This window comes from Burkholderia sp. AcTa6-5 (genome assembly GCF_017815075.1).
Classification (GTDB): domain Bacteria; phylum Pseudomonadota; class Gammaproteobacteria; order Burkholderiales; family Burkholderiaceae; genus Burkholderia; species Burkholderia sola.
On the sequence record NZ_JAGIQE010000019.1, the window covers coordinates 73,670 to 95,935 of the forward strand.

At 67.7% G+C, this 22,266-nt stretch carries 21 protein-coding genes; 13 read left to right on the forward strand and 8 right to left on the reverse strand.

Annotated elements, in window-relative coordinates; genetic code table 11:
* Nucleotides 1-96: 96 nt before the first annotated feature.
* Nucleotides 97-690 carry a hypothetical protein gene (locus J8I33_RS23895; RefSeq protein ID WP_245170341.1) on the reverse strand — a complete coding sequence of 198 codons (594 nt, stop codon included), beginning with the start codon at nt 688-690 and terminating at the stop codon, nt 97-99.
* Nucleotides 691-1,182: 492 nt separating this feature from the next.
* Between J8I33_RS23895 and J8I33_RS23900 the strand changes: the two genes are divergently transcribed.
* The 3 genes from J8I33_RS23900 (at nt 1,183) to J8I33_RS23910 (ending at nt 3,350) form a co-directional block, all read left to right on the forward strand.
* Nucleotides 1,183-2,103, forward strand: coding sequence for a biotin--[acetyl-CoA-carboxylase] ligase (locus J8I33_RS23900; RefSeq protein WP_209939169.1), 921 nt, complete (start codon nt 1,183-1,185; stop codon nt 2,101-2,103).
* Nucleotides 2,100-2,900, forward strand: a complete 801-nt coding sequence (locus J8I33_RS23905; protein WP_209939170.1) for a type III pantothenate kinase — start codon at nt 2,100-2,102, stop codon at nt 2,898-2,900. Before J8I33_RS23900 ends, J8I33_RS23905 begins: the two co-directional genes overlap by 4 nt.
* A gap of 207 nt (nt 2,901-3,107) precedes the next feature.
* Nucleotides 3,108-3,350, forward strand: a complete 243-nt coding sequence (locus J8I33_RS23910) for a hypothetical protein (protein WP_209939171.1) — start codon at nt 3,108-3,110, stop codon at nt 3,348-3,350.
* A gap of 16 nt (nt 3,351-3,366) precedes the next feature.
* Here J8I33_RS23910 and rfaE2 read toward each other — a convergent pair whose 3' ends face one another.
* The 6 genes from rfaE2 to J8I33_RS23940 form a co-directional block, all read right to left on the reverse strand.
* Entirely contained in the window at nt 3,367-3,852 is a 486-nt protein-coding gene (gene rfaE2 / locus J8I33_RS23915; RefSeq protein ID WP_069620197.1) for a D-glycero-beta-D-manno-heptose 1-phosphate adenylyltransferase, read from the reverse strand.
* A 171-nt stretch (nt 3,853-4,023) separates the two neighbouring features.
* Nucleotides 4,024-4,902 (reverse strand): diiron oxygenase, encoded by an 879-nt coding sequence (locus J8I33_RS23920; protein WP_011353352.1) that lies wholly within the window; start codon nt 4,900-4,902, stop codon nt 4,024-4,026.
* Nucleotides 4,903-5,368: 466 nt separating this feature from the next.
* Nucleotides 5,369-6,595, reverse strand: coding sequence for a patatin-like phospholipase family protein (locus J8I33_RS23925; RefSeq protein ID WP_209939172.1), 1,227 nt, complete (start codon nt 6,593-6,595; stop codon nt 5,369-5,371).
* Nucleotides 6,596-6,619: 24 nt separating this feature from the next.
* Entirely contained in the window at nt 6,620-7,351 is a 732-nt protein-coding gene (locus J8I33_RS23930; RefSeq protein WP_209939173.1) for a PhaM family polyhydroxyalkanoate granule multifunctional regulatory protein, read from the reverse strand.
* Nucleotides 7,352-7,432: 81 nt separating this feature from the next.
* Entirely contained in the window at nt 7,433-8,260 is an 828-nt protein-coding gene (locus J8I33_RS23935; protein ID WP_089488857.1) for an enoyl-CoA hydratase/isomerase family protein, read from the reverse strand.
* A gap of 140 nt (nt 8,261-8,400) precedes the next feature.
* Entirely contained in the window at nt 8,401-9,393 is a 993-nt protein-coding gene (locus tag J8I33_RS23940) for a fumarylacetoacetate hydrolase family protein (protein ID WP_209926683.1), read from the reverse strand.
* Nucleotides 9,394-9,522: 129 nt separating this feature from the next.
* On the opposite strand from J8I33_RS23940, the gene J8I33_RS23945 reads away from it, so the two are divergent.
* From J8I33_RS23945 to J8I33_RS23970, 6 genes are all read left to right on the forward strand, one after another.
* Nucleotides 9,523-10,389: an IclR family transcriptional regulator gene (locus tag J8I33_RS23945; RefSeq protein ID WP_027812547.1), complete on the forward strand. Its 867-nt coding sequence runs from the start codon at nt 9,523-9,525 to the stop codon at nt 10,387-10,389.
* A gap of 113 nt (nt 10,390-10,502) precedes the next feature.
* Nucleotides 10,503-11,738, forward strand: a complete 1,236-nt coding sequence (locus J8I33_RS23950) for a DUF3108 domain-containing protein (RefSeq protein WP_209939174.1) — start codon at nt 10,503-10,505, stop codon at nt 11,736-11,738.
* 247 nt (nt 11,739-11,985) lie between these two features.
* A complete protein-coding gene (locus J8I33_RS23955) occupies nt 11,986-12,243 on the forward strand; it encodes a DUF3567 domain-containing protein (RefSeq protein ID WP_006477667.1) in 258 nt (85 codons plus the stop codon).
* Nucleotides 12,244-12,446: 203 nt separating this feature from the next.
* Nucleotides 12,447-13,514 (forward strand): homocysteine S-methyltransferase family protein, encoded by a 1,068-nt coding sequence (locus J8I33_RS23960; RefSeq protein ID WP_209939175.1) that lies wholly within the window; start codon nt 12,447-12,449, stop codon nt 13,512-13,514.
* A 41-nt stretch (nt 13,515-13,555) separates the two neighbouring features.
* Nucleotides 13,556-16,273, forward strand: coding sequence for a methionine synthase (metH, locus tag J8I33_RS23965; protein ID WP_245170342.1), 2,718 nt, complete (start codon nt 13,556-13,558; stop codon nt 16,271-16,273).
* Between the two features lie 188 nt (nt 16,274-16,461).
* On the forward strand, nt 16,462-17,049 hold the full coding sequence (locus tag J8I33_RS23970) for a hypothetical protein (RefSeq protein WP_209939176.1): 588 nt from the start codon (nt 16,462-16,464) through the stop codon (nt 17,047-17,049).
* A gap of 307 nt (nt 17,050-17,356) precedes the next feature.
* Here J8I33_RS23970 and J8I33_RS23975 read toward each other — a convergent pair whose 3' ends face one another.
* Nucleotides 17,357-17,680 (reverse strand): DUF1840 domain-containing protein, encoded by a 324-nt coding sequence (locus tag J8I33_RS23975; RefSeq protein WP_209939177.1) that lies wholly within the window; start codon nt 17,678-17,680, stop codon nt 17,357-17,359.
* A 200-nt stretch (nt 17,681-17,880) separates the two neighbouring features.
* On the opposite strand from J8I33_RS23975, the gene argS reads away from it, so the two are divergent.
* The 4 genes from argS to J8I33_RS23995 all read left to right on the forward strand — a co-directional run bounded on the left by argS (nt 17,881) and on the right by J8I33_RS23995 (nt 22,184).
* Entirely contained in the window at nt 17,881-19,662 is a 1,782-nt protein-coding gene (gene argS / locus J8I33_RS23980) for an arginine--tRNA ligase (RefSeq protein ID WP_050017796.1), read from the forward strand.
* Nucleotides 19,663-19,782: 120 nt separating this feature from the next.
* Nucleotides 19,783-20,682 (forward strand): SPOR domain-containing protein, encoded by a 900-nt coding sequence (locus J8I33_RS23985; RefSeq protein ID WP_124556186.1) that lies wholly within the window; start codon nt 19,783-19,785, stop codon nt 20,680-20,682.
* Nucleotides 20,683-20,752: 70 nt separating this feature from the next.
* Nucleotides 20,753-21,391 (forward strand): thiol:disulfide interchange protein DsbA/DsbL, encoded by a 639-nt coding sequence (locus J8I33_RS23990; protein WP_011694426.1) that lies wholly within the window; start codon nt 20,753-20,755, stop codon nt 21,389-21,391.
* Between the two features lie 19 nt (nt 21,392-21,410).
* A complete protein-coding gene (locus J8I33_RS23995) occupies nt 21,411-22,184 on the forward strand; it encodes an SDR family oxidoreductase (RefSeq protein WP_050017794.1) in 774 nt (257 codons plus the stop codon).
* The last annotated feature ends 82 nt before the right edge of the window (nt 22,185-22,266 follow it).

Consider the following 22,266-nt stretch of genomic DNA (forward strand, 5'->3'; position numbering starts at 1 on the left):
GCTCCTTGCCGAAACGACACCATCCCGATATATCGCCCTATCGTCGACGCCGCACCCCAGAAACCATTCATCGTCATTCGAGAGCCATTCCAAAGATCAATGTGACCGCCGCTCGCATTCAATTCCGACTCGCCTGCACGCGCCCAGTAACCATCGAACAGCGGGCTCGGTACCGATGCGTGGCAGTTGGCCATTCGTACCGACACGCCCCGCATACGTGCGTCCGTCGGTCATTTCGATCAAATAGGGATAGCTTTGCGGCAACGTCGTGCCGATGCCGACACGTACCTGTTCGTCGTAATCGAGCGTGATATCCGCTCTCGCCGTCGCAACCGGCGCTTCGTCCTCGGGCGTTGGAGTGTGTCTATTCTCCAGAAGCTCAGTCGCCTCATGCGAAGTCAGGATCATCCTCATGCCCCGCTCGGCATAGAACACCGGCGGCGGATTGCACCCGCATGCATTGATATCCCCACTCAACGCCCATCCCTGACCATTCGGTGCCCTGCCAGGCAAGCGCGGACCTTTCGGCGCGACAAACCCAACCTGCTCGCAAGCCGTGCAGTAGGTTTTCATGTAGAGCGTGGCGATCTGCACACGCGGCGGCGGATTGGAACACGTGACGTATTCCAGTCCCTCGGTGATCGTCGCGCTGCCGCCCCGATCGCCCTTGGCGAGGTAATAGCGGATCATGCGGCGTCACCTCGGCTCATCGCGCCCGAGCAACGCTCATCTGCGAAAGTACCGGGGCTCCGCACATCCGACGACGGTCGGCCTGCCAGCCGCATACCGGCCGCCACTAGCCATCAATCGGCCGACAACAGCCAGCGAAGACTCGAGTAACCATTGCTGGCCATCATTCATCCGGATTCCCTCTCGTCGCTATCAGCGCAAATCTCATCGCACCAAAATGCACGACCGGCACAAGGAAATCCATCATACGAATTCGAAATCCCGATCAATCGATATCGGTCGAACGACGTTTCGTCAATCGATCAACCGGAATGTCGGCGCTACGGTGATCCCAGCTCATATGCACTCGACTACCCGAATGCCACTTCTCCCGATTCGGCACGAGCACATTCGCGCGAAGCGTCGCACATCAATCGGCCCCTGCCGCCCGAGGAAATGACCGTCGCCCCACTTGCCGACGCGCCCACGCCCCCTGTCGCTACAATAGGCGCCATGAACGCCCCCACCTCCTCCGACACGCCCGATTCCGGCGACGCGCACATCGCGCGCAACCGGCTCGAGGCGCACCTGGACGCCGCGCCGCGTGCGTGGCCGCTCGACATCGTCGCCGCCACCGGCTCGACCAACGCCGACGTCGCGACGCGGCTCAAGGCGCTGCCGCGCAAGGCGAACGCGCTGCCCGCGCCGCTCGTACGCGTCGCGTTCGAACAGACGGCCGGCCGCGGCCGGCAGGGCCGCCCGTGGTTCGCGCAGCCCGGCAATGCGCTGCTGTGCTCGGTCGGCTGCATCGTGCCGCGCGCCGTCGATGCGCTAGCCGGCCTCAGCATCGCGATCGGCGTCGCGCTCGCCGAAGGGCTGGCCACGCTGCCGCTCGACGCCCGCATGCGCGTCGCGCTCAAATGGCCGAACGACCTGCTGCTGACGGCCGACGACGACGGCGCGCCGCGCATCGTCGGCAAGCTCGCCGGAATCCTGATCGAAACCGTCTGGACCACCGCCGACGCCACCGCCGTCGTGATCGGCTTCGGCATCAACGTGCGCGGCGCGGAAGCCGTGGCCGCGCAGGTCGACGCGCTGCGCGCGCGCGAAGCCACGCTCGCGAGCGGGCTACCGCCCGCCGCGCTGTCGATCGCGTGCGCGTCGGCGAACCTCACCGATACGCTCGCCGCGTCGCTGAACGCACTCACGCCCGCGCTCGCGCAGTTCGGCACCGACGGCCTCGAACCGTTCCTGCCACGCTGGCACGCACTGCACGCGTACGCGGGCCGCGAAGTCGTGCTGCTCGAACAGGGCGTCGAACGCGCGCGCGGCATCGCAATGGGCATCGACACGACCGGGCAGCTGCTGCTCGACACGCCGAGCGGCGTACAAACGATCGCAGCCGGCGACGTATCGCTGCGCGAAGCGCAATGAGCGAACCGCACCTGCTGATCGACGCCGGCAACAGCCGGATCAAGTGGGCGCTCACCGACGCGCGGCGCACGCTCGTCGACACGGGTGCGTTCGGCCACACGCGCGACAGCGGCGCCGATCCCGACTGGTCGATGCTGCCGCGACCGCGCGGCGCGTGGATCTCGAACGTCGCGGGCGCCGACGTGGCCGCACGGCTCGACGCGCTGCTCGACGCGCGCTGGCCGGGCGTGCCGCGCACGACGATCCGCTCGCGCCCCGCGCAATGCGGCGTGACGAACGGCTATACGACGCCCGACCAACTCGGCAGCGACCGGTGGGCCGGCCTGATCGGCGCGCACGCGGCGTTTCCGGACGAGCATCTGCTGATCGCGACGTTCGGCACCGCGACGACGCTCGAGGCACTGCGCGCGGACGGCCGCTTCACGGGCGGGCTGATCGCGCCGGGCTGGGCGCTGATGATGCGCGCGCTCGGCACGCACACCGCGCAGTTGCCGACGCTGACCACCGATATCGCCAGCGGCCTGCTTGCGGGCGCGCAGGCCGAACCGTTCCAAGTCGATACGCCGCGCTCGTTGTCGGCCGGCTGCCTGTACGCGCAGGCCGGGCTGATCGAACGCGCGTGGCGCGATCTCGTCGCGGCGTGGCAGGCGCCGGTGCGGCTCGTGCTGGCCGGCGGTGCGGCGGACGACGTCGCGCGTGCGCTGACGGTCCCGCATACGCGGCATGACACGCTGATCCTGTCCGGGCTCGCGCTGATCGCAACGGACGCGGCCGGCCAGGCAACGGCGCAGGATTGACGCAAAGGCGCGGACATCGTGCCGGCGCGCGGCGAAGCAGGTCCAAGTGGGTCCAAGCCGGCCAGCGTCACGCCGACGATGCAATACGCGCGGCGCCGCACCAGCGGCCCGCACGAACGGGCGACGAAAGCCATGAAAAAAGCCGGCCATGCGGCCGGCTCGACTGAACGACGTGAACCACGTCGATGACGACAAGGAGTTTCGACGATGCTGCGCTGGCTGATCGCTGTTCTCTTTCTCGCCAACATGCTCGCGTTCGTGGTGGCGCGCGGCGTGTTCGGGCCGCTGCCGGCGGCCGGCCCGCGCGAGCCCGGCGTGCTGTCGCGGCAGGTGCGGCCCGACGCGCTGCGCGTGACGCCGCTCCTGCGAGCCAGCGACCAGCCCGTCGTCGGCGGCCCGATCGCGGCGCCGGCCGTCACGACCGCACCGCTCGCGGCGTCGGCCCCGTGACGGCGCCGCGCCCCGCTCAGGACTGTTGCGCGCGCACCTTCTTCAACAACGCTGTGGTGGAGCGGTCGTGCTCGAACGGAATCGCGAGCGCGCGGCCGCCCCAGCCGCGCACGAGCGCGGATTCCGGCAGCGCGTCCATGTCGTAATCGCCCCCCTTCACGAGGATGTCCGGACGGACGGCCTCGATCAGCGACACGGGTGTCTTTTCCGCGAACGTCACGACCCAGTCGACGCTTTCCAGCGCCGCCAGCAATGCCGCACGATCCTCTTCGCGGTTGATCGGCCGGTCGTCGCCCTTGCCGAGCATGCGCACCGACGCATCGCTGTTCACGCCGACGATCAGGCAGGCGCCGAGCGCTTTCGCATCGGCGAGATACGTGACGTGACCGCGATGCAGGATGTCGAACACGCCGTTGGTGAACACGACGGGCGACGGCAGCGACGCGCGCAGTGCGACGAGGGCATCACGGGTGATCAGCTTGCGTTCGAAGGTGGCGGACATGATGGAGATCGGACGGAATGAACGACGGCGCGCGCGACGGCGGCACCCGATAAAAAGCCCGCCGGACCGGCCGGGCGGGCTTCATGCAACGAACGCGACACGGTGTGCCGTGAGCCGCGCGCGAATCGGGTGCGAATCGGACCCGACTTGCGCCGGCGGCGCCGGCCAGCCTCAGGCCGGCTGCGCGGCCGACGACGGGCCGCTTTCGGCCTGCAGGCGGCCGGTAACCTCCTTGCGGTAGCGGTTCAGTTCCTGCGCGGTCGCGAACGTGCGCTCGAACAGGATCGACAGGTTGTGCAGGATCCGCTCGACGACCTTCTTCTCCCACTCGCCGTCGAAACGGATCTGCTCGTCGAGCCAGCGCTCGAGCCATTCCGGATCGGGCAGGCGCGACTGCACGGTGTCGCGCGGAAACAGCGCCTGGTTCACGTGCAGGTTGGTCGGGTGCAGCGGCTTCTCGGTGCGGCGCGCCGACGCCATCAGCACGCCGATCTTCGCGAATGCGGCGCGGGCGACGTCGCCGCAGTTGTTCAGCGCTTTCTTCATATAGCGCAGGTACGCGCCGCCGTGACGCGCTTCATCGCGCGAAATCGTTTCGTAAATCTGCTTGATGACGGGCTCGGTGTGCCAGTCGGCCGCGCAACGGTACCAGTGGTTCAGGCGAATTTCGCCGCAGAAGTGCAGCATCAGCGTCTCGAGCGGCGGCGCCGGATCGAACTGGAAGCGCACCGCGTGCAGTTCCTCTTCGGTCGGCACCATCTCCGGCTTGAAGCGGCGCAGGTATTCCATCAGCACGAGCGAATGCTTCTGCTCCTCGAAGAACCACACGCTCATGAACGCGGAAAAATCGCTGTCGTGCTGGTTGTCGCGCAGGAACATCTCCGTCGCGGGCAGCGCCGACCATTCGGTGATCGCGTTCATCTTGATCGTCTTCGCCTGCTCGTCGGTGAGCAGCGAAGCGTCGAACTTGTCCCACGGAATGTCCTTCTCCATGTCCCAGCGGACAGCTTCGAGCGACCTGTAAAGTTCCGGATAAAGCATGGTGTTCATGATGGTCCCACCCCTGTTCTGCGCAATGCGACTTCTCTAAACGTGACTGTTGCCGCGCAAGCGCGCCACGCGCGCTTTTTGCAGCCAAGACTGTAATTTTACGCGGGAAACCGGCCCGCCGGACGTCGATTCCTCGTCCGGCAGCCAGGCGGCCGCGTTGCCGCCGTTGGGCATGCCGCAACCCGCTCCGTTCGGACGAAGCCGGCCGCGCTTGCCTGAGTGGGGGCCGGCGCTGGCCGGCTCGTTGGCGCGCCCGTCCCCTGCCCCAGGCGGGTTCCCCGAAAGGTCCCCGTGCGGATGCCGGATCGGCGGGCTGCTCGATATGGTGTATACGGCGGCGGCCATGATAGCACGCGTGCATGACGGTTCCGAGACGCCCGGCCGGTCGCGCGCCGCCTACCTCGGTGCGGCGATCGGTCGCGGCCCACCGTCGCGAAAACGCAACCTTACAGTGCGCCTTCGCGTGTCAGACCCGTATTTCGCCGGTCGCGAGGCCGTCTTCCGGCGGCGTGCCGGCCGCCGGCGCGCTGCCGCCGTCCGCCCCGGCAATCCAGCCGGCGAGCGTCTCCCGCTGGGCCCGGCCGTCGCGGTAGCCGAGCTCGATCAGCTCGCGCGTGAACGCTTCCTCGAACAGCAGGTAGCTGGCGAACGATGCGCCGGTCGGCTGGCTGCCGCCGATCGCGCCGAGCAGCCCGCGCATCGTCGCCGGCATCTGCTTCAGGTGTTTCGCGGCGATCAGCTCGATGCGCTCGGACGGCGCGATCGCGAGCACGTCGACGTGCCGCCAGCCGCTGTCGATCTCGACCTGGTGCGGCAGGTGCTCGATCATCTGGTTGATGTGCTCGATCCGTTCGATGTCCGAGCCGATCGAGTCGAGAAACACGCTCGCGAGCACCTGCTGGCCGATCTGCGCGAGCGTCGGGTAGCCACGGGCCCGTCCCGTGCCGTTCGCGGCCGGGATCTCGGGCCGCGGATCGGCCGCACCGACGACGACGATCCGGTCCGCGCCGAAGTGGATCGCCGGCGACAGCGGCGCGATCTGCCGGATCGAGCCGTCGCCGAAGTACTCGACCTGTCCGTCGAGCACGAGCGGCACGGCGGGAAACACGAACGGAATGGCCGACGACGCGAGCAGGTGCGACGCCGACAGGTCGACGAGCCGCGCGGTGCGCTGCGCGCGCCGCCACGCCTGGATCGGCTCGGCGGCCTGGTAGAACGTGAGGTGCCGGCCGCTCGAATAGCTGAGCGCGGTGACCGCGAGCGCGTGCAGCAGACGCGCCTCGAGCATCTGCTCGATCTGGTGGAAGCTCAGCTCGCGCTGCAGCAGGTGCGCGAGCGGCGTGTTGTCGAGCAGCCCGCGCGGCGAGCGGCGGGCCGCCCAGCCGAACGTCATCGTCGCGAGCCAGCGCGCGCCGGCGCCCGCGATGCCGAGCCAGTCGGTGCGATACACGTAATCGGCGCGCAGCGGCTCCCAGAATTCGAGCAGGCGCCGCACGCCGTGGGAAAAGTCGTCCGCGTGGCTCGCGATCGACGTCGCGTTGATCGCGCCGGCCGACGAACCGCAGATCACCGCGAACGGCACCGTATGCCGCTGCGGATCGGCCTCGCGCGCGATTTCGGCCAGCGCCTTCAGCACGCCGACCTGGTATGCGGCGCGCGCGCCGCCTCCCATCAGAACGAGCGCGAGTCGCATGATCGACCGCCTAGCTGCGCCGCATCACGTCGAGCGCTTCGGCGGACGCGTTTCGGGCGACGAAGCGGCCGCCGCGCGCGCCGCGGCCGAACCGGACGGCTTCGCGCGCTTCGCGGCGGGCTTGCGCGGCGCGGCCGCGGCGGACTTCGTCGCGGGCCCGGGCCCGGGCGCGGCGGCGGCCTCCGGCGCCGCGGCGTCCGGCGCCGCAGGCTGCATGCCCGGTTGCGCCATCGCGAGGCTCGCGAGCTGGTTGAATTGCGTCTGCAGCAGGTTCCACCAGCCGGACGGGTCGAACGGCTGCTGCGCGGGGTCGTCTTCCGCCGCATCGGCCGCGGGCGCGGCCTCGCCCGCCGACGCGGGTTTCGCGGCCTGCGCGGCGGCCACGGCCGCTTCCTCGGCCGCCGACATCGAGCTTTGCGCGAACGCGCCGAACGCGCGCAGCGTCGCGAGCGTCGCGCGCTGCACCTCGAGCGCCTGGATCGCGGACTGCAGCATCCCGAGATTGAGCTTCAGCCACTGCTCGACCGCGCGCAGATCGGTGATCCGCTTGTCGAGTTCCTCGACGTTCGTGAGCGGCGACATCATGTCGGACATGCTCGACAGCGACGGCGGCAGCCCGTGCGTGGCGCCCGGAAACGGCGCCATCCCGCCGAACGGCGACATCCGCATCATGTCCCACATCCGGTCCATCATGTCGGCGGGCTGGAACCCGGCAAAGCCGGCGAAAGGGTTGGCGCCGGAGGCATCGGTCGTCATACGGGCATCCTGGTTGACTGGGGGAACGAGGCGGCCGCCGAGCGTCGCGCAGCCGCGCGTGATTCGATCATAGCGCGCACGTCAGAACGGCGCGTCGCCGGGGAACGCGGGCGGGCGCCGTTCGCGCAGCGAGCGGATGCCTTCCTGCACGTCGGGCCCCGAAAAACCCATGAATTCGAGCGCGAGCGACGTATCGAAGGTCGGCCCGGCCGTGCGCAGCCAGTTGTTCAGCGCGTACTTGGTCCAGCGGATCGCCGACTGCGAACCGTGCGCGAGCCGCTCGGCCACTTCGTATGCCTTCGGCAGCAGGTCGGCCGGCGCGACCGCGAGCGAGACCAGCCCGATCCGCTCGGCCTCCTCGCCGCTCACGGGCTCGCACAGCATCAGGTAGTACTTCGCCTTCGCCATCCCGCACAGCAGCGGCCACACGATCGCCGCGTGGTCGCCGGCCGCGACGCCGAGCCGCGTATGGCCGTCGATGATGCGCGCATCCTTCGCGGCGATCGAGATGTCGGCGAGCAGCCCGGCGACGAGCCCCGCGCCGACGGCCGGCCCGTGCATCGCCGACACGATCGGCTTGCTGCAGTTGATCACGTTGTAGACGAGGTCGCGCGCCTCGCGCCACACGCGGGCGCGCACGTCGAAATCGTTCGCCATGTCCTCGACGAGCGCGAGATCGCCGCCCGCCGAAAAGCCCTTGCCTTCGCCGCGGATCACCGCGACGCGCGTGTCGGGATCGCGATCGACGTCGCGCCAGATGTCGGCGAGTTCGCGATGCATGCGCGCGTTCGCGGTCGCGAGGCCGCTGCGGTTCGCGCCCTCGCCGCTCATCACGATGTCGAGCACGCCATGGTCGCGGCGCGTCACCTTCAGTGCTTCGTAACCGCCGTACGCGGCGAGATCGGCCATCTGCTGCTCCTTGTTCGAGGTGCTCGAACGCTTGAATCGAGTGTAGCCAAGCCCGCGCGGTCAAACATCGGGCGAAACCCGGCGCGCGGGCCGAAGCCGGGGTTCGCCGTCGCGTCGCGTTGCGTTACGTACCGCGCCGCTTATGCCGCGCCGTCGGGCGGGGAAACCGACTGCTCGATCGCGCCGAAGATCGACTTGCCGGCCGCGTCGAACATCTCGATGCGCACGGTGTCGCCATAGCGCATGAACTCGGTCTGCGGCGCGCCGTGCTCGATCGTCTCGAGGCAGCGCTTCTCGGCGATGCAGCAGTAGCCGCGCTTCGCGTCCTTGTTCGATACCGTACCGGAGCCGACGATCGAGCCGGCGCGCAGGTTGCGCGTCTTCGCCGCGTGCGCGATCAACTGGCCGAAGTGGAACACCATGTCGGTGCCGGCGTCGGGCTGGCCGACCTTCTTGCCGTTCCAGTGGACGATCATCGGGCGGTGCACGCGGCCCTCGCGCCATTCGTCGCCGAGCTCGTCGGGCGTGACGGCGACCGGCGCGAACGCGGTGGCCGGCTTGCTCTGGAAGAAGCCGAAGCCCTTCGCGAGTTCGGCCGGAATCAAGTTGCGCAGCGACACGTCGTTCACGAGCGTGACGAGCCGCACGGCCTTCAGCGCGTCGTCGGGCGACGCGCTCATCGGCACGTCGCCGGTGATCACCGCCACTTCCGCCTCGAAATCGATGCCCCATTCCTCGGACGGGCATACGACGTCGTCGCGCGGCCCCAGGAAATCGTCGCTGCCGCCCTGGTACATCAGCGGATCGGTCCAGAACTCGGGCGGCATCTCGGCGCCGCGCGCGCGGCGCACGAGCTCGACGTGGTTCACGTACGCGGAGCCGTCGGCCCACTGGAACGCGCGCGGCAGCGGCGCCATGCAGTTGGCCGGATCGAACGCGAAGGAATTGCGCGCGCGGCCGTGGTTCAGCGCGTCGTACAGGTCGCGCAGTTGCGGCGCGTAGAACGCCCAGTCGTCGAGGACACGCTGCAGCGTCGGCGCGATCGCGTCGGCGATCGCCGCGGTGTGCAGGTCGCGCGACACGACGATCAGCTGGCCGTCGCGCGTGCCGTCCTTCAGCGAAGCAAGTTTCATAGGGAGGATCTGCCGTTGTAGTGACGATGGAGGGAATCTATTTTACGATGGTGAATCCCTGCGGCGCGCCATGATCGCGCACGCCGTTTTCGCCCCGTTTCCCGTCGCATTTTCGCGCACCCGTTGCCCATGCCCGCCAGCCCGCTCCCCGACGACGATCTCGCCGACTCCGATACCGACGACGCCGCTTCCGGCGAACACGGCGAGAAGGTCCGTTCCGGCATCCAGTCGATCGAGGTCGGCTTCCGCCTGCTCGACGTGCTGACGAGCGAGCCGCGCGCGATGATGCTGCGCGACCTCGCGCAGCGCGCGGGCATGAGTCCTGCGAAGGCGCACCGCTACCTCGTCAGCTTCTCGCGGCTCGGCGTGGTGTCGCAGGATCCCGTCTCGGGCCGCTACGAGCTCGGCGGCTTCGCGCTGCAGATGGGCCTCGCGCGGCTCGCACGCGTCGACGGCGTGAAGCTCGCGCGGATCGCGCTGACCGAATTCCGCGACCGTCTCGACCAGACGGTCGGCATCGCGGTATGGGGCAACCAGGGGCCGACGATCGTGCACTGGATGGAATCGAGCCATCCGGCGAAGGCGTCGCTGAAGCTCGGCGACGTGATGCCGCTGCTCGGCTCCGCGACGGGCCTGCTGTTCGCCGCGTACCTGCCGCGCAGCAAGACCGCCGCGATGCTCGAGCGCGAACTCGCCGATACGCGCCGCTCGCCGCACCACGGCGGCCCGCGCACGCTCGACGAAGTCGACGCGGTGCTCGCCGACGTGCGCGAGCACCAGGCCGCGCGCGTCGAAGGGATGCTGCTGCCGACGATCCATGCGTTCTGCATGCCCGTGTTCGACGCAGTCGGCGAACTGGCGCTCGCGATCGTCGCGCTCGGCCAGGAAGGCTCGTTCGACATCGCGTGGGGCGGCGAGATCGACACCGCGCTGCGCGCATGCGCGCAGAAACTGTCTTACGAACTCGGCTATAGTCCCGACGCACGCGACGCCTGACACATCCGGTTCACGCGACGTCACGCCTCGCGAACGCGCAGCGCATCCGGCGGTCCGATTCCTGTGGCGCGCGCCGCGCGCCCGACGTCACCCACGCGCCCGACCCTGTTCCGATGCCCAACCAGCCTGCCGACCTTCGCCCGAGTCACGCCCTGCCCCGCCGCTGGCTGCGCGTGGGCGTCGCGCTGGTCGCCGTGCTGGTACTGCACGCGCTTGCCGGATTCTGGCTGATGCGCAACCGCGAATCGTTCACGCCGCCGCCGTCCGCTGAGATCCCCGTGCAGATCGAACTGCTGAAACCGCAGCCGATCGAGCGCCAGCCTGCGCCACCGGAACCGAGGCCGGTCGAACGTCCGGCCGCACCCAAGGCCGCCCCGCCGAAACCCGCGCCGTCGCACGAGCCGGTCCTCACCTCCACGCAAACGGCCGAGCACGGCGAACCGCCGGCGGCCGCCGCATCCGCGGCGAGCGGCGCATCGGGGGCTTCGGGCACGCAAGCCGCGTCGGCCGCGGGCACCAGCGCCGCGACGCCGGGGCCTGCCACGAGCGGCGTGAAGTTCGCCGCGCCGCCATCCGGCGACCTGCAATACGACACGTTCTACAACGGCATGCAGAACATGATCGGCACGATCCACTGGCGCACCGACGGGCACACGTACGACCTGTCGGTGTCGATGCCGGTGCCGTTCGTCGGCCCGTTCACCTATCGCAGCGAAGGCCGCATCGACGCGTTCGGCGTCGCGCCCGACCGTTACGTCGAGAAGCGCGGCAAGCGGCCGGAGGACATCGCGATCTTCAACCGCGAGATCCGGCAGGTGGTGTTCACGCGCACGCCGAACAACGCGCCGCTGCCCGACGGCGTGCAGGACCGCTTCAGCATGCTGATGCAGTTGTCGGGGCTGCTGCGCGGCAATCCCGCCGCCTACAAGCCTGGCGTCACGCAGCAGTTCTTCGTGATCGACAACAACAGCGGCGAGACCTGGCCGATCACCGTGATCGGCGACGAGCAGGTGCAGACGCAGGCCGGCATCGTCGGCGCGCGCCACTTCATGCGCCTGCCGCGCCGCGACGGCGACACGCGCCGCATCGACATGTGGCTCGCGCCGTCGCTCGGCTGGCTGCCCGCGCGGCTCGTGCAGACCGAGCCGAACGGTGCGCAGATCGAGCTGCTGTGGCACGGCCGCCTCGCCGCACCGAACGTGCCTGCCGATGCAGCGCCCGGCGGCGCAACCAACGCGCCCACCGCGGCGTCGACGCCCCATGCATCGCCTGCGCCGCCTGCGGAACCGGCGCCATCGACACCGCCCGCGACGATGCAACCACCGGCGGCGTCGACTGTCACACAGTGATAAACGCACATGAATCGGCAATTTCGACCGATTACAGATTTCCCGGAAATGGCCGATGACATTCTTTAACAACTATTTCAGTCCACCGGCTCACAATGAGAAACGTTTGATAGACATCGGCTTCTAACCGATACACCCCACGCAAACGGGAGAACGGGGTGTGCAGCGCAAGCCCCTTGAAACCGGCAAGGCTTGCCCCACCTAGGGGACAACAAGGCCAGATGCCACTGCGAAGAGGAGTGCCGCCATGCAAATGATCTACAACAGCCCCAATTACTGCGTCGTCGAATTTGCGCCGCAGGCCGGCCATCACCTGATGAATGCCGGCGGATACGAAATCGTCGACAAGAACGCGCAGCGCGAAATCTTCATCGACGGCGAACTTGCCGAACGATTCCGCGCGCACGTGAAGCAGCTGATCGAGGATGAACCGTCGCTCGACGAGGTCGACGAATTCCTCGGACAATTCGACAGCCTGATGATGATGCCCGTCGTGCTGCACTGACGACTCGCGGCCCGGCGCGTCACGCGGCCGGGCCATTCGCCGCGCATCGATGCGGCGCCGCGTGCACTCCGATCCTGCCCCCGTCCGGCTCGCCGGCGGGGGCTTTCCTTTGGTGGCCCGTCCGGCCCATGCGGCGAGGGCCGACGACCGCTTGACGCACCGGCTACAATGACGGTTTTCCCGCCTTCGCCGATCTTCCGCCCATGTCCGCGACTCCTCTCGCCGCTTCCGTCCCGCTCGACGCGCGCTACACGCGCGGCGCCGCCCTGCCCGCGCTGCTGAAATCGCGCATCCTGATCCTCGACGGCGCGATGGGCACGATGATCCAGCGCTACAAGCTCGACGAAGCCGCGTATCGCGGCGAGCGCTTCAAGGATTTCCCGCGCGACATCAAGGGCAACAACGAGCTGCTGTCGCTCACGCAGCCGCAGATCATCCGCGAGATCCACGACCAGTACTTCGCGGCCGGCGCCGACATCGTCGAAACCAACACGTTCGGCGCGACGACCGTCGCCCAGGCCGACTACGGGATGGAAGCGCTCGTCGTCGAGATGAACGTCGAATCGGCGAAGCTTGCGCGCGAATCGGCCGCGAAATACGCGACGCCGACCAAGCCGCGCTTCGTCGCGGGCGCGATCGGACCGACGCCGAAGACGGCCAGCATCTCGCCGGACGTCAACGATCCGGGTGCACGCAACGTCACGTTCGACGAGCTGCGCACGTCGTACTACCAGCAGGCGAAGGCGCTGCTCGACGGCGGCGTCGACCTGTTCCTCGTCGAGACGATCTTCGACACGCTGAACGCGAAAGCCGCGCTATTCGCGCTCGACGAGCTGTTCGAGAACACCGGCGAGCGCCTGCCGATCATGATCTCGGGCACCGTCACCGATGCGTCGGGCCGGATCCTGTCGGGCCAGACGGTCGAGGCGTTCTGGAATTCGCTGCGTCACGCGAAGCCGCTCACGTTCGGGCTGAACTGCGCGCTCGGCGCGGCGCTGATGCGCCCGTACATCGCCGAGCTCGCGAAGCTGTGCGACACCTACGTGTCGTGCTACCCGAACGCGGGCCTGCCGAACCCGATGAGCGACACCGGTTTCGACGAAACGCCCGACGTCACGTCGGGCCTGCTGAAGGAATTCGCGCAGGCCGGGCTCGTGAACCTCGCGGGCGGCTGCTGCGGCACGACGCCCGAGCACATCACCGAGATCGCGAAGGCGCTCGCCGACGTGAAGCCGCGCCGCTGGCCGAACCAGTACAGCGACAACGCCTGACCGACCGCCCCACGTCCATCATCAAAAGAATTCGCACCGCCATGACCGATCACATGATGCGCCTTGCCGGCCTCGAGCCGTTCAACGTCACGCCCGGGACGCTCTTCATCAACGTCGGCGAACGCACCAACGTCACCGGCTCGAAGGCGTTCGCACGGATGATCCTCAACGGCCAGTTCGACGAGGCGCTCGCCGTCGCGCGCCAGCAGGTCGAGAACGGCGCGCAGGTGATCGACATCAACATGGACGAGGCGATGCTCGATTCGAAGGCGGCGATGGTGCGCTTCCTGAACCTGATCGCATCGGAGCCGGACATCGCGCGCGTGCCGATCATGATCGACTCGTCGAAGTGGGACGTGATCGAGGCCGGCCTCAAGTGCGTGCAGGGCAAGGCGATCGTGAACTCGATCTCGCTGAAGGAAGGCGAGGACGCGTTCCGCCACCACGCGAACCTGATCCGCCGCTACGGCGCGGCCGCCGTCGTGATGGCGTTCGACGAAACCGGCCAGGCCGATACCTACGAACGCAAGACCGAGATCTGCAAGCGCTCGTACGACTTCCTCGTGAACGAAGTCGGCTTCCCGCCGGAAGACATCATCTTCGACCCGAACATCTTCGCGGTCGCGACCGGCATCGAGGAGCACAACAACTACGCGGTCGATTTCATCGAGGCGACCCGCTGGATCAAGCAGAACCTCCCGTTCGCGAAGGTGAGCGGCGGCGTGTCGAACGTGTCGTTCTCGTTCCGCGGCAACGACCCGGTGCGCGAGGCGATCCACACCGTGTTCCTGTACCACGCGATCCAGGCGGGGATGGACATGGGCATCGTGAACGCGGGCCAGCTCGGCGTGTACGCCGATCTCGACCCGGAGCTGCGCGAGCGCGTGGAAGACGTGATCCTGAACCGCCGCGACGACTCCACCGATCGTCTGCTCGAGATCGCCGACAAGTTCAAGGCGGGCGGCGCGAAGAAGGAAGAGAACCTCGAGTGGCGCAACCAGCCGGTCGAGAAGCGGCTCTCGCATGCGCTCGTGCACGGCATCACGACCTTCATCGTCGAGGACACCGAAGAAGTGCGCGCGAAGATCGCCGCGGCCGGCGGCCGTCCGATCAACGTGATCGAAGGGCCGCTGATGGACGGGATGAACATCGTCGGCGACCTGTTCGGCCAGGGCAAGATGTTCCTGCCGCAGGTCGTGAAGTCGGCGCGCGTGATGAAGCAGGCGGTCGCGCACCTGATCCCGTTCATCGAGGAAGAAAAGCGGCTGCTCGCGGAAGCGGGCGGCGACGTGCGCGCGAAGGGCAAGATCGTGATCGCGACCGTGAAGGGCGACGTGCACGACATCGGCAAGAACATCGTGTCGGTCGTGCTCCAGTGCAACAACTTCGAAGTCGTCAACATGGGCGTGATGGTCCCGTGCAACGAGATCCTCGCGAAGGCGAAGGTCGAGGGCGCGGACATCATCGGGCTGTCGGGACTCATCACGCCGAGCCTCGAGGAAATGGCGTACGTCGCGTCCGAAATGCAGCGCGACGACTACTTCCGCGTGAAGAAGATTCCGCTGCTGATCGGCGGCGCGACGACGTCGCGCGTGCACACGGCCGTGAAGATCGCGCCGCACTACGAAGGCCCGGTCGTCTACGTGCCCGATGCGTCGCGCTCGGTGTCGGTCGCGTCGAACCTGCTGTCCGACGAAGGCGCGGCGAAGTATCTCGACGAGCTGAAGTCCGATTACGAACGCATTCGCGACCAGCACGCGAACCGCAAGGCGCAGCCGATGGTCACGCTCGCCGACGCGCGCGCGAACAAGACGAAGATCGACTGGGCCGGCTACCAGCCGGTGAAACCGAAGTTCATCGGCCGCCGCGTATTCAGGAACTACGACCTGAACGAACTCGCGAACTACATCGACTGGGGCCCGTTCTTCCAGACCTGGGATCTCGCGGGCCCGTACCCGGCGATCCTGAACGACGAGATCGTCGGCGAATCGGCGCGGCGCGTGTTCTCCGACGCCAAGTCGATGCTCGCGCGCCTGATCCAGGGCCGCTGGCTGACCGCGAACGGCGTGATCGCGCTGCTGCCGGCGAATACCGTCAACGACGACGACATCGAGATCTACAGCGACGAGTCGCGCTCGGAAGTGCTGCTCACGTGGCGCAATCTGCGCCAGCAGAGCGTGCGCCCGGTGGTCGACGGCGTGATGCGGCCGAACCGTTCGCTCGCCGATTTCATCGCGCCGAAGGAGTCGGGTGTGGCCGACTACATCGGGATGTTCGCGGTGACGGCCGGTCTCGGCGTCGACGTGAAGGAAAAGCAGTTCGAAGCCGATCACGACGACTACAGCGCGATCATGCTGAAGGCGCTCGCCGACCGCTTCGCGGAAGCGTTCGCCGAAGCGATGCACGCACGCGTGCGGCGCGAGCTGTGGGGCTATGCGAGCGGCGAGACGCTCGACAACGACGCGTTGATCGCCGAGAAGTATGCGGGCATCCGCCCGGCGCCCGGCTACCCGGCCTGCCCCGACCACCTCGTGAAGCGCGACATGTTCGACGTGCTGCACGCGGACGAGATCGGCATGAGCGTGACCGATTCGCTGGCGATGCTGCCGGCGGCGAGCGTGTCGGGCTTCTACCTCGCACATCCGGACAGCCGTTACTTCTCGGTCGGGAAAATCGGACAGGATCAACTGGAGGACTACGCGCAACGTATGGCGCTGTCGCTCGACGACGCGCGCCGCGCGCTCGCGCCGCAGCTGTAACCGCGTCGACCGCGGCGATCCGCCACTTTCATCGCCACGCGCCCCGATCCAGGGGCGCGTCGCACAACGGCTTGATTCATCAGGATACCTAATCTCAATAATCGAGATCGAAATCGCTGTAACGCCGAGCTTTCGGGCCAACGCGCGTGGGCGACATGACGCACCCTTCTCCCTAAATCATTCCCGCCATGTCGACCTTCGAGATCCGGATCACCGACACGCCAGCCGACAACGCGAGCCCGTTCCCGCTGACGATCTACCGCGGCGAGCGCTGGGATCTGAGCCATCTGCGTCCGTTGACATTCACCTGCGATCTGGAAACCGGCTTCGATGTGACGGTTCTGGTCCTGTTCTCGTGTCACTGCTTCACACGCAGCTTCAAATGGGACGGACGCACCCGCGACGCCATTCCGGATGACGAGGTCTACGACGACGGCCGCGAGACACGCGTGCTCTGCGCGGACCGGTACCGCGCGTCACGGGAGCTGTTGCGCGGCGTGATCGTCGGGCTGGCGACGCGCCGGATCGTCGTCGCGGATGAACGGCAACCCAATTTCGTCACGGTGGAAACGGTCGCATCGGACGGCACGCAACGCATGTATGCCGTGTTCTTCGAGGTGGCGAAGGACCGGATCAGGAAACGCCGGCTCATCCTGCGCGTCCAGTCCGCCTACATGCTGGATGGCGGCCTGAACCGGCGCCAGCGGGAAGCGCGGAAAGTCGCGTTGCGCACGTTGCTGCGCGCAAGCCTGGAAGGCCGCAAGATCCGGGCGTAGAAAAACCAACGGCCGCCTTTCGGCAGCCGTCGCATGCGGGACTCTCTTTCCGTCTTTCAACGAAATACCCACTCCAGGTGGGACCCGGTTGCCCAGGCGGCGCTATGTTTTCGCACCCGCTTTCACATAGTCTTACATTGAATTATAAGGAATTTCACCTGCCGGTCAAGGCAGACGCCGCGCTCCCACCCCGATTTCGCGGCCGCCGTCTGATCGACGCAAATTTCATCAGACAAAAGAAAAAGCCCGCTCGAACGCGGGCTTTTTTCGTGTCGGGCGAACCGTTCGATCCGCCAGGCAAGGACGCTCAGAAGCCCCAGTGCACGTCGGCCTGGCCGGCCTTCGCTTCGCGCAGCATCGTCAGGAACGGCGCGACGCGCTGGGCCAGGCTCGGCGGCACTTCATGGTGCGCGTGGTCGACTTCGTCCTCGTGGAAATGGCCGGCGTGCTCGGCGCGCTCCTGCTTCGCCTGCGCGACCGCGCCTTCCAGCTTGGCGATCGCGTGGTCCAGTTCGTCGTGCGTAATGACGCCGCGCTCGCCCAGCTGCTTGCCGACGAGACCCAGCACATACACGGCGAAATCCTTCAGCACGTCGAGATCCTGTGCCGCCTTGCTCTTGAACGTAATCATGACAATTCCCTTTTCATCTTGTTGTGCCTGCGCGGCGCGGTTGGGGAACGCCGACAGACCGGCGTCCGGCCTCGCGGACGCGGGCCGCCTGAGCGGCATATTAGCACCTGTTAAAATTCTGCGATCCCTGAAACGCGCGCTTAAAAAGCGCGCCGGCGGGCCCGCGTTTCCGGCCGCCACCAACGAAGCCTTCTACCAGCATGCTGCCAGCACACAAACAGACCCTCGAAGCCCTGCTCGCGGATAGCGTCAAGCAGGTCGCACACGCGCTGAAAGGCGCCGACGCGGCGTTCGTCGCCCCCGCCATCACGCTGGAGCGCCCGAAGGTCGCCGCGCACGGCGACGTCGCGTGCAACGTCGCGATGCAGCTCGCGAAGCCGCTCGGCGCGAACCCGCGCCAGCTCGCCGAGCAGATCGTCGCCGCACTGACCGCGCAGCCGGCCGCGCAAGGCCTCGTCGAAGCCGCCGAGATCGCCGGCCCCGGCTTCATCAACCTGCGCCTGTCGGCCGCCGCGAAACAGGCGGTGATCGCCGCCGTGTTCGACCAGGGCCGCGCGTTCGGCACGTCGGATCGCGAGAAAGGCAAGCAGGTGCTGCTCGAATTCGTGTCGGCCAACCCGACCGGCCCGCTGCACGTCGGCCACGGCCGCCAGGCCGCGCTCGGCGACGTGCTCGCGAACGTGATCGCGAGCCAGGGCTATGCGGTACACCGCGAGTTCTACTACAACGACGCGGGCGTGCAGATCGGCAACCTGGCGATCTCGACGCAGGCGCGCGCCCGCGGCCTGAAGCCGGGCGACGCGGGCTGGCCGGAAGCCGCGTACAACGGCGAGTACATCGCCGACATCGCGCGCGACTACCTGAACGGCGAAACGGTCGCCGCGTCGGACGGCGAGCCGGTGAAGGGCGCGGGCGACGTCGAGGATCTCGACGCGATCCGCAAGTTCGCGGTCACGTACCTGCGTCGCGAGCAGGACATGGACCTGCAGGCGTTCGGCGTGAAGTTCGACCAGTACTACCTCGAGTCGTCGCTGTACAGCGAAGGCCGCGTCGAGCAGACGGTCGACGCGCTGGTCAAGGCCGGCATGACCTACGAGCAGGACGGCGCGCTGTGGCTGCGCACGACCGACGAAGGCGACGACAAGGATCGCGTGATGCGCAAGTCGGACGGCACGTACACGTACTTCGTGCCGGACGTCGCCTACCACGTGACGAAGTGGGAGCGCGGCTTCACGAAGGTGATCAACATCCAGGGTTCGGACCACCACGGCACGATCGCGCGCGTGCGCGCCGGCCTGCAGGGGCTGCACATCGGGATCCCGAAAGGCTATCCCGACTACGTGCTGCACAAGATGGTCACGGTGATGCGCGACGGCCAGGAAGTGAAGATCTCGAAGCGCGCGGGCAGCTACGTGACGGTGCGCGACCTGATCGAATGGTCGGGCGGCGCGGCCGCGGGCCAGGAAGCGGCACCCGACCTGATCGACGAGGCGACCATCACGCGCGGCCGCGACGCGGTGCGTTTCTTCCTGATCTCGCGCAAGGCCGATACCGAGTTCGTGTTCGACATCGACCTCGCGCTGAAACAGAACGACGAAAACCCGGTCTATTACGTCCAGTACGCGCATGCGCGGATCTGCTCGGTGCTCAACGAACTGAAGTCGCGCTACAACGTCGACGTCGCGCAACTGCCGGGCGCCGACCTGTCGCAACTGACGAGCGCGCAAGCGGCGTCGCTGATGCAGAAGCTCGCCGAGTATCCGGACATGCTCACGCACGCGGCGAACGAGCTGGCGCCGCACGCGGTCGCGTTCTACTTGCGCGATCTCGCTGGCGAATTCCACTCGTTCTACAATGCGGAGCGCGTGCTGGTCGACGACGAAGCGCCGCGCAATGCGCGCGCCGCGCTGCTCGCCGCGACCCGGCAGGTGCTCGAGAACGGCCTGGCGGTGCTCGGCGTATCCGCGCCCGCCAAGATGTAAGGATGTCAGCGCGGCCCCGAACCGGGCCGCGAATGGCCGCGGCAGCACCGGCCGGCGGATGCCCGTCGCCGGATGCCCGCCGCGGCCCTCTCACGATTCTTTTTGCAGGTGACTCAAGCAATGGCACAACCACGCCGAACTTCGAAGCAATCGAAACAAGCAGGAGGGACATTTCTTGGAATCGTGCTGGGCCTGATCGTCGGCCTCGCGATCGCGGTGGTGGTGGCGCTGTACATCACGCGTTCGCCGTCGCCGTTCGTGTCGAAGGTCGCGCCGCCGCCGGCCGACAACGGCGCGAGCCAGCCGCAGCAGTTCGACCCGAACCGCGCGCTGCAGGGCAAGACGCCCGGCCAGCCGGTGCCGCAGGCCGCGCAATCCGCGCCGCCCAACACCGCGCCCGGCCAGGCCGCGAACCAGACCCAGAACGGCCTGCTGCCCGAGCCGCAGATCGTCGAAGTGCCGCCGTCGGGCAACACGAACGGCGCCACCGGCTCGAACAACACCGCCGCGTCGAACAATCCGTCGTCGGGCAACGGCGTCGCCGTCGCACCGAAGCCGGCCGACACCACGCCGCCGCCGAAGAAGACGCAGCAAGCGCAGCAGCAACAGCAGCAAGGTGGCGAGGACGACCTCGCACGCTTCGCCGCGCAGAAGCAGGCGCAGCAGGCCGCCGCGCAAAAGCAGCAGCAACAGCAGCAGGCCGCGAACACGCCGAAGCCGACGTCGTCGGCCGCAGCCGCCGCGGCAACCACGGCGAAGCCGCCGACCGCGAACGACGCGAACACCGGCTACTTCCTGCAGGTCGGTGCATACAAGACGGAAGGCGATGCCGAGCAGCAGCGTGCGCGCCTCGGCTTCCAGGGCTTCGAGTCGAAGGTGTCGAAGCGCGACGTCAGCGGCGTGACCTACTTCCGCGTGCGCGTCGGCCCGTTCTCGAAGTTCGAGGATATGAACTCGGCCCGTCAGCGCCTGTCCGATGCAGGTGTCGACACGGCGGTGATCCGCTTCACGAAGCAGTAAGCCAACCGGCCGCGCCCACGCAGAACCCGTTACGTTCCGTAACCCGAGCAACTGATTCGACGTTCACAACATGAAAAAACTACTTAGCACGCTCCTTCTGTCCCTGGGCCTGGCCGCCGGCCTCGCGCAGGCTTCGCCTGCCGCGCCGGCCGCCGGCAAGGACTTCGAGGTGATGAAGTCGCCGCAGCCGGTGTCCGCGCCGGCCGGCAAGGTCGAGGTCATCGAGTTCTTCTGGTACGGCTGCCCGCATTGCTACGAATTCGAGCCGACGATCGAGGCCTGGGTGAAGAAACAGGGCAACAACATCGACTTCAAGCGCGTGCCGGTCGCATTCCGTGACGATTTCCTGCCGCACTCGAAGCTGTTCTACGCGGTGTCCGCGCTCGGCATTTCCGAGAAGGTCACGCCGGCGATCTTCAACGCGATCCACAAGCAGAAGAACTATCTGCTCACGCCGCAGGCGCAGGCCGACTTCCTGGCCACGCAAGGCGTCGACAAGAAGAAGTTCATGGACGCGTACAACTCGTTCAGCGTGCAGGGCGAGGTGAACCAGTCGGCCAAGCTGCTGAAGGACTACGCGATCGACGGCGTGCCGACGGTCGTCGTCCAGGGCAAGTACAAGACGGGCCCCGCTTACACGAACAGCATCCCGGGTACCGCGCAGGTGCTCGACTTCCTCGTGAAGCAGGTTCAGGACAAGAAGCTCTGATCCCCACCCGCGCGCCGGCATGACTACTCCGCTGAAGGTCTTCATCACCGGCGCGTCGAGCGGCCTCGGCCTCGCGATGGCCGAGGAATACGCCCGCCAGGGCGCCACGCTCGCGCTCGTCGCACGGCGCACCGATGCACTCGATGCGTTCGCGCGGCGGTTCCCGAAGCTGTCCATCTCCGTCTATTCCGCCGACGTGCGCGACGCCGACGCGCTCGCGACGGCCGCCGCGTCGTTCATCGCCGCGCACGGCTGCCCCGACGTCGTGATCGCGAACGCGGGCATCAGCCAGGGCGCCGTCACGGGCCAGGGCGATCTCGCCACGTTCCGCGACGTGATGGACATCAACTACTACGGGATGGTCGCGACGTTCGAGCCGTTCGTCGGCCCGATGACGGCCGCCCGCCACGGCACGCTGGTCGGCGTCGCGAGCGTCGCCGGCGTGCGCGGGCTGCCCGGCTCCGGCGCGTACAGCGCGTCGAAATCGGCCGCGATCAAGTATCTGGAAGCGTTGCGCGTCGAGCTGCGTCCGGCCGGCGTCGGCGTCGTGACGATCGCGCCCGGCTACATTCGCACGCCGATGACCGCGCACAACCCGTACAAGATGCCGTTCCTGATGGACGCCGACCGCTTCGCCGCGCGTGCGGCGCGCGCGATCGCTCGGCAGCACGCGTTCCGCGTGATTCCGTGGCAGATGGGCGTCGTCGCGAAAGTGCTGCACGTGCTGCCGCGCTGGCTGTACGATCGCCTGTTCGAAAAGGCGCCGCGCAAGCCGAAGGCCGGCGCGCACTGAGTGCGTCGCGGATCCGGCGCGCGTCTCGCCGGATCGCTGTCGCGCCGCGGTGATCTGCATTGCCATACCGCGCGAATCCGCG

Coding starts and splice junctions, on each gene's coding strand:
- J8I33_RS23895 (WP_245170341.1), bottom strand. CDS start 690: ATGATCCGCTATTACCTCGCCAAGGGCGATCGGGGCGGCAGCGCGACG.
- argS (WP_050017796.1), top strand. CDS start 17,881: ATGCTGCCAGCACACAAACAGACCCTCGAAGCCCTGCTCGCGGATAGC.
- J8I33_RS23945 (WP_027812547.1), top strand. CDS start 9,523: ATGCCCGCCAGCCCGCTCCCCGACGACGATCTCGCCGACTCCGATACC.
- J8I33_RS23940 (WP_209926683.1), bottom strand. CDS start 9,393: ATGAAACTTGCTTCGCTGAAGGACGGCACGCGCGACGGCCAGCTGATC.
- rfaE2 (WP_069620197.1), bottom strand. CDS start 3,852: ATGTCCGCCACCTTCGAACGCAAGCTGATCACCCGTGATGCCCTCGTC.
- J8I33_RS23930 (WP_209939173.1), bottom strand. CDS start 7,351: ATGACGACCGATGCCTCCGGCGCCAACCCTTTCGCCGGCTTTGCCGGG.
- J8I33_RS23900 (WP_209939169.1), top strand. CDS start 1,183: ATGAACGCCCCCACCTCCTCCGACACGCCCGATTCCGGCGACGCGCAC.
- J8I33_RS23955 (WP_006477667.1), top strand. CDS start 11,986: ATGCAAATGATCTACAACAGCCCCAATTACTGCGTCGTCGAATTTGCG.
- J8I33_RS23990 (WP_011694426.1), top strand. CDS start 20,753: ATGAAAAAACTACTTAGCACGCTCCTTCTGTCCCTGGGCCTGGCCGCC.
- J8I33_RS23985 (WP_124556186.1), top strand. CDS start 19,783: ATGGCACAACCACGCCGAACTTCGAAGCAATCGAAACAAGCAGGAGGG.
- J8I33_RS23970 (WP_209939176.1), top strand. CDS start 16,462: ATGTCGACCTTCGAGATCCGGATCACCGACACGCCAGCCGACAACGCG.
- J8I33_RS23950 (WP_209939174.1), top strand. CDS start 10,503: ATGCCCAACCAGCCTGCCGACCTTCGCCCGAGTCACGCCCTGCCCCGC.
- J8I33_RS23995 (WP_050017794.1), top strand. CDS start 21,411: ATGACTACTCCGCTGAAGGTCTTCATCACCGGCGCGTCGAGCGGCCTC.
- J8I33_RS23910 (WP_209939171.1), top strand. CDS start 3,108: ATGCTGCGCTGGCTGATCGCTGTTCTCTTTCTCGCCAACATGCTCGCG.
- J8I33_RS23905 (WP_209939170.1), top strand. CDS start 2,100: ATGAGCGAACCGCACCTGCTGATCGACGCCGGCAACAGCCGGATCAAG.
- J8I33_RS23920 (WP_011353352.1), bottom strand. CDS start 4,902: ATGAACACCATGCTTTATCCGGAACTTTACAGGTCGCTCGAAGCTGTC.
- J8I33_RS23935 (WP_089488857.1), bottom strand. CDS start 8,260: ATGGCCGATCTCGCCGCGTACGGCGGTTACGAAGCACTGAAGGTGACG.
- J8I33_RS23960 (WP_209939175.1), top strand. CDS start 12,447: ATGTCCGCGACTCCTCTCGCCGCTTCCGTCCCGCTCGACGCGCGCTAC.
- J8I33_RS23975 (WP_209939177.1), bottom strand. CDS start 17,680: ATGATTACGTTCAAGAGCAAGGCGGCACAGGATCTCGACGTGCTGAAG.
- J8I33_RS23925 (WP_209939172.1), bottom strand. CDS start 6,595: ATGCGACTCGCGCTCGTTCTGATGGGAGGCGGCGCGCGCGCCGCATAC.
- metH (WP_245170342.1), top strand. CDS start 13,556: ATGACCGATCACATGATGCGCCTTGCCGGCCTCGAGCCGTTCAACGTC.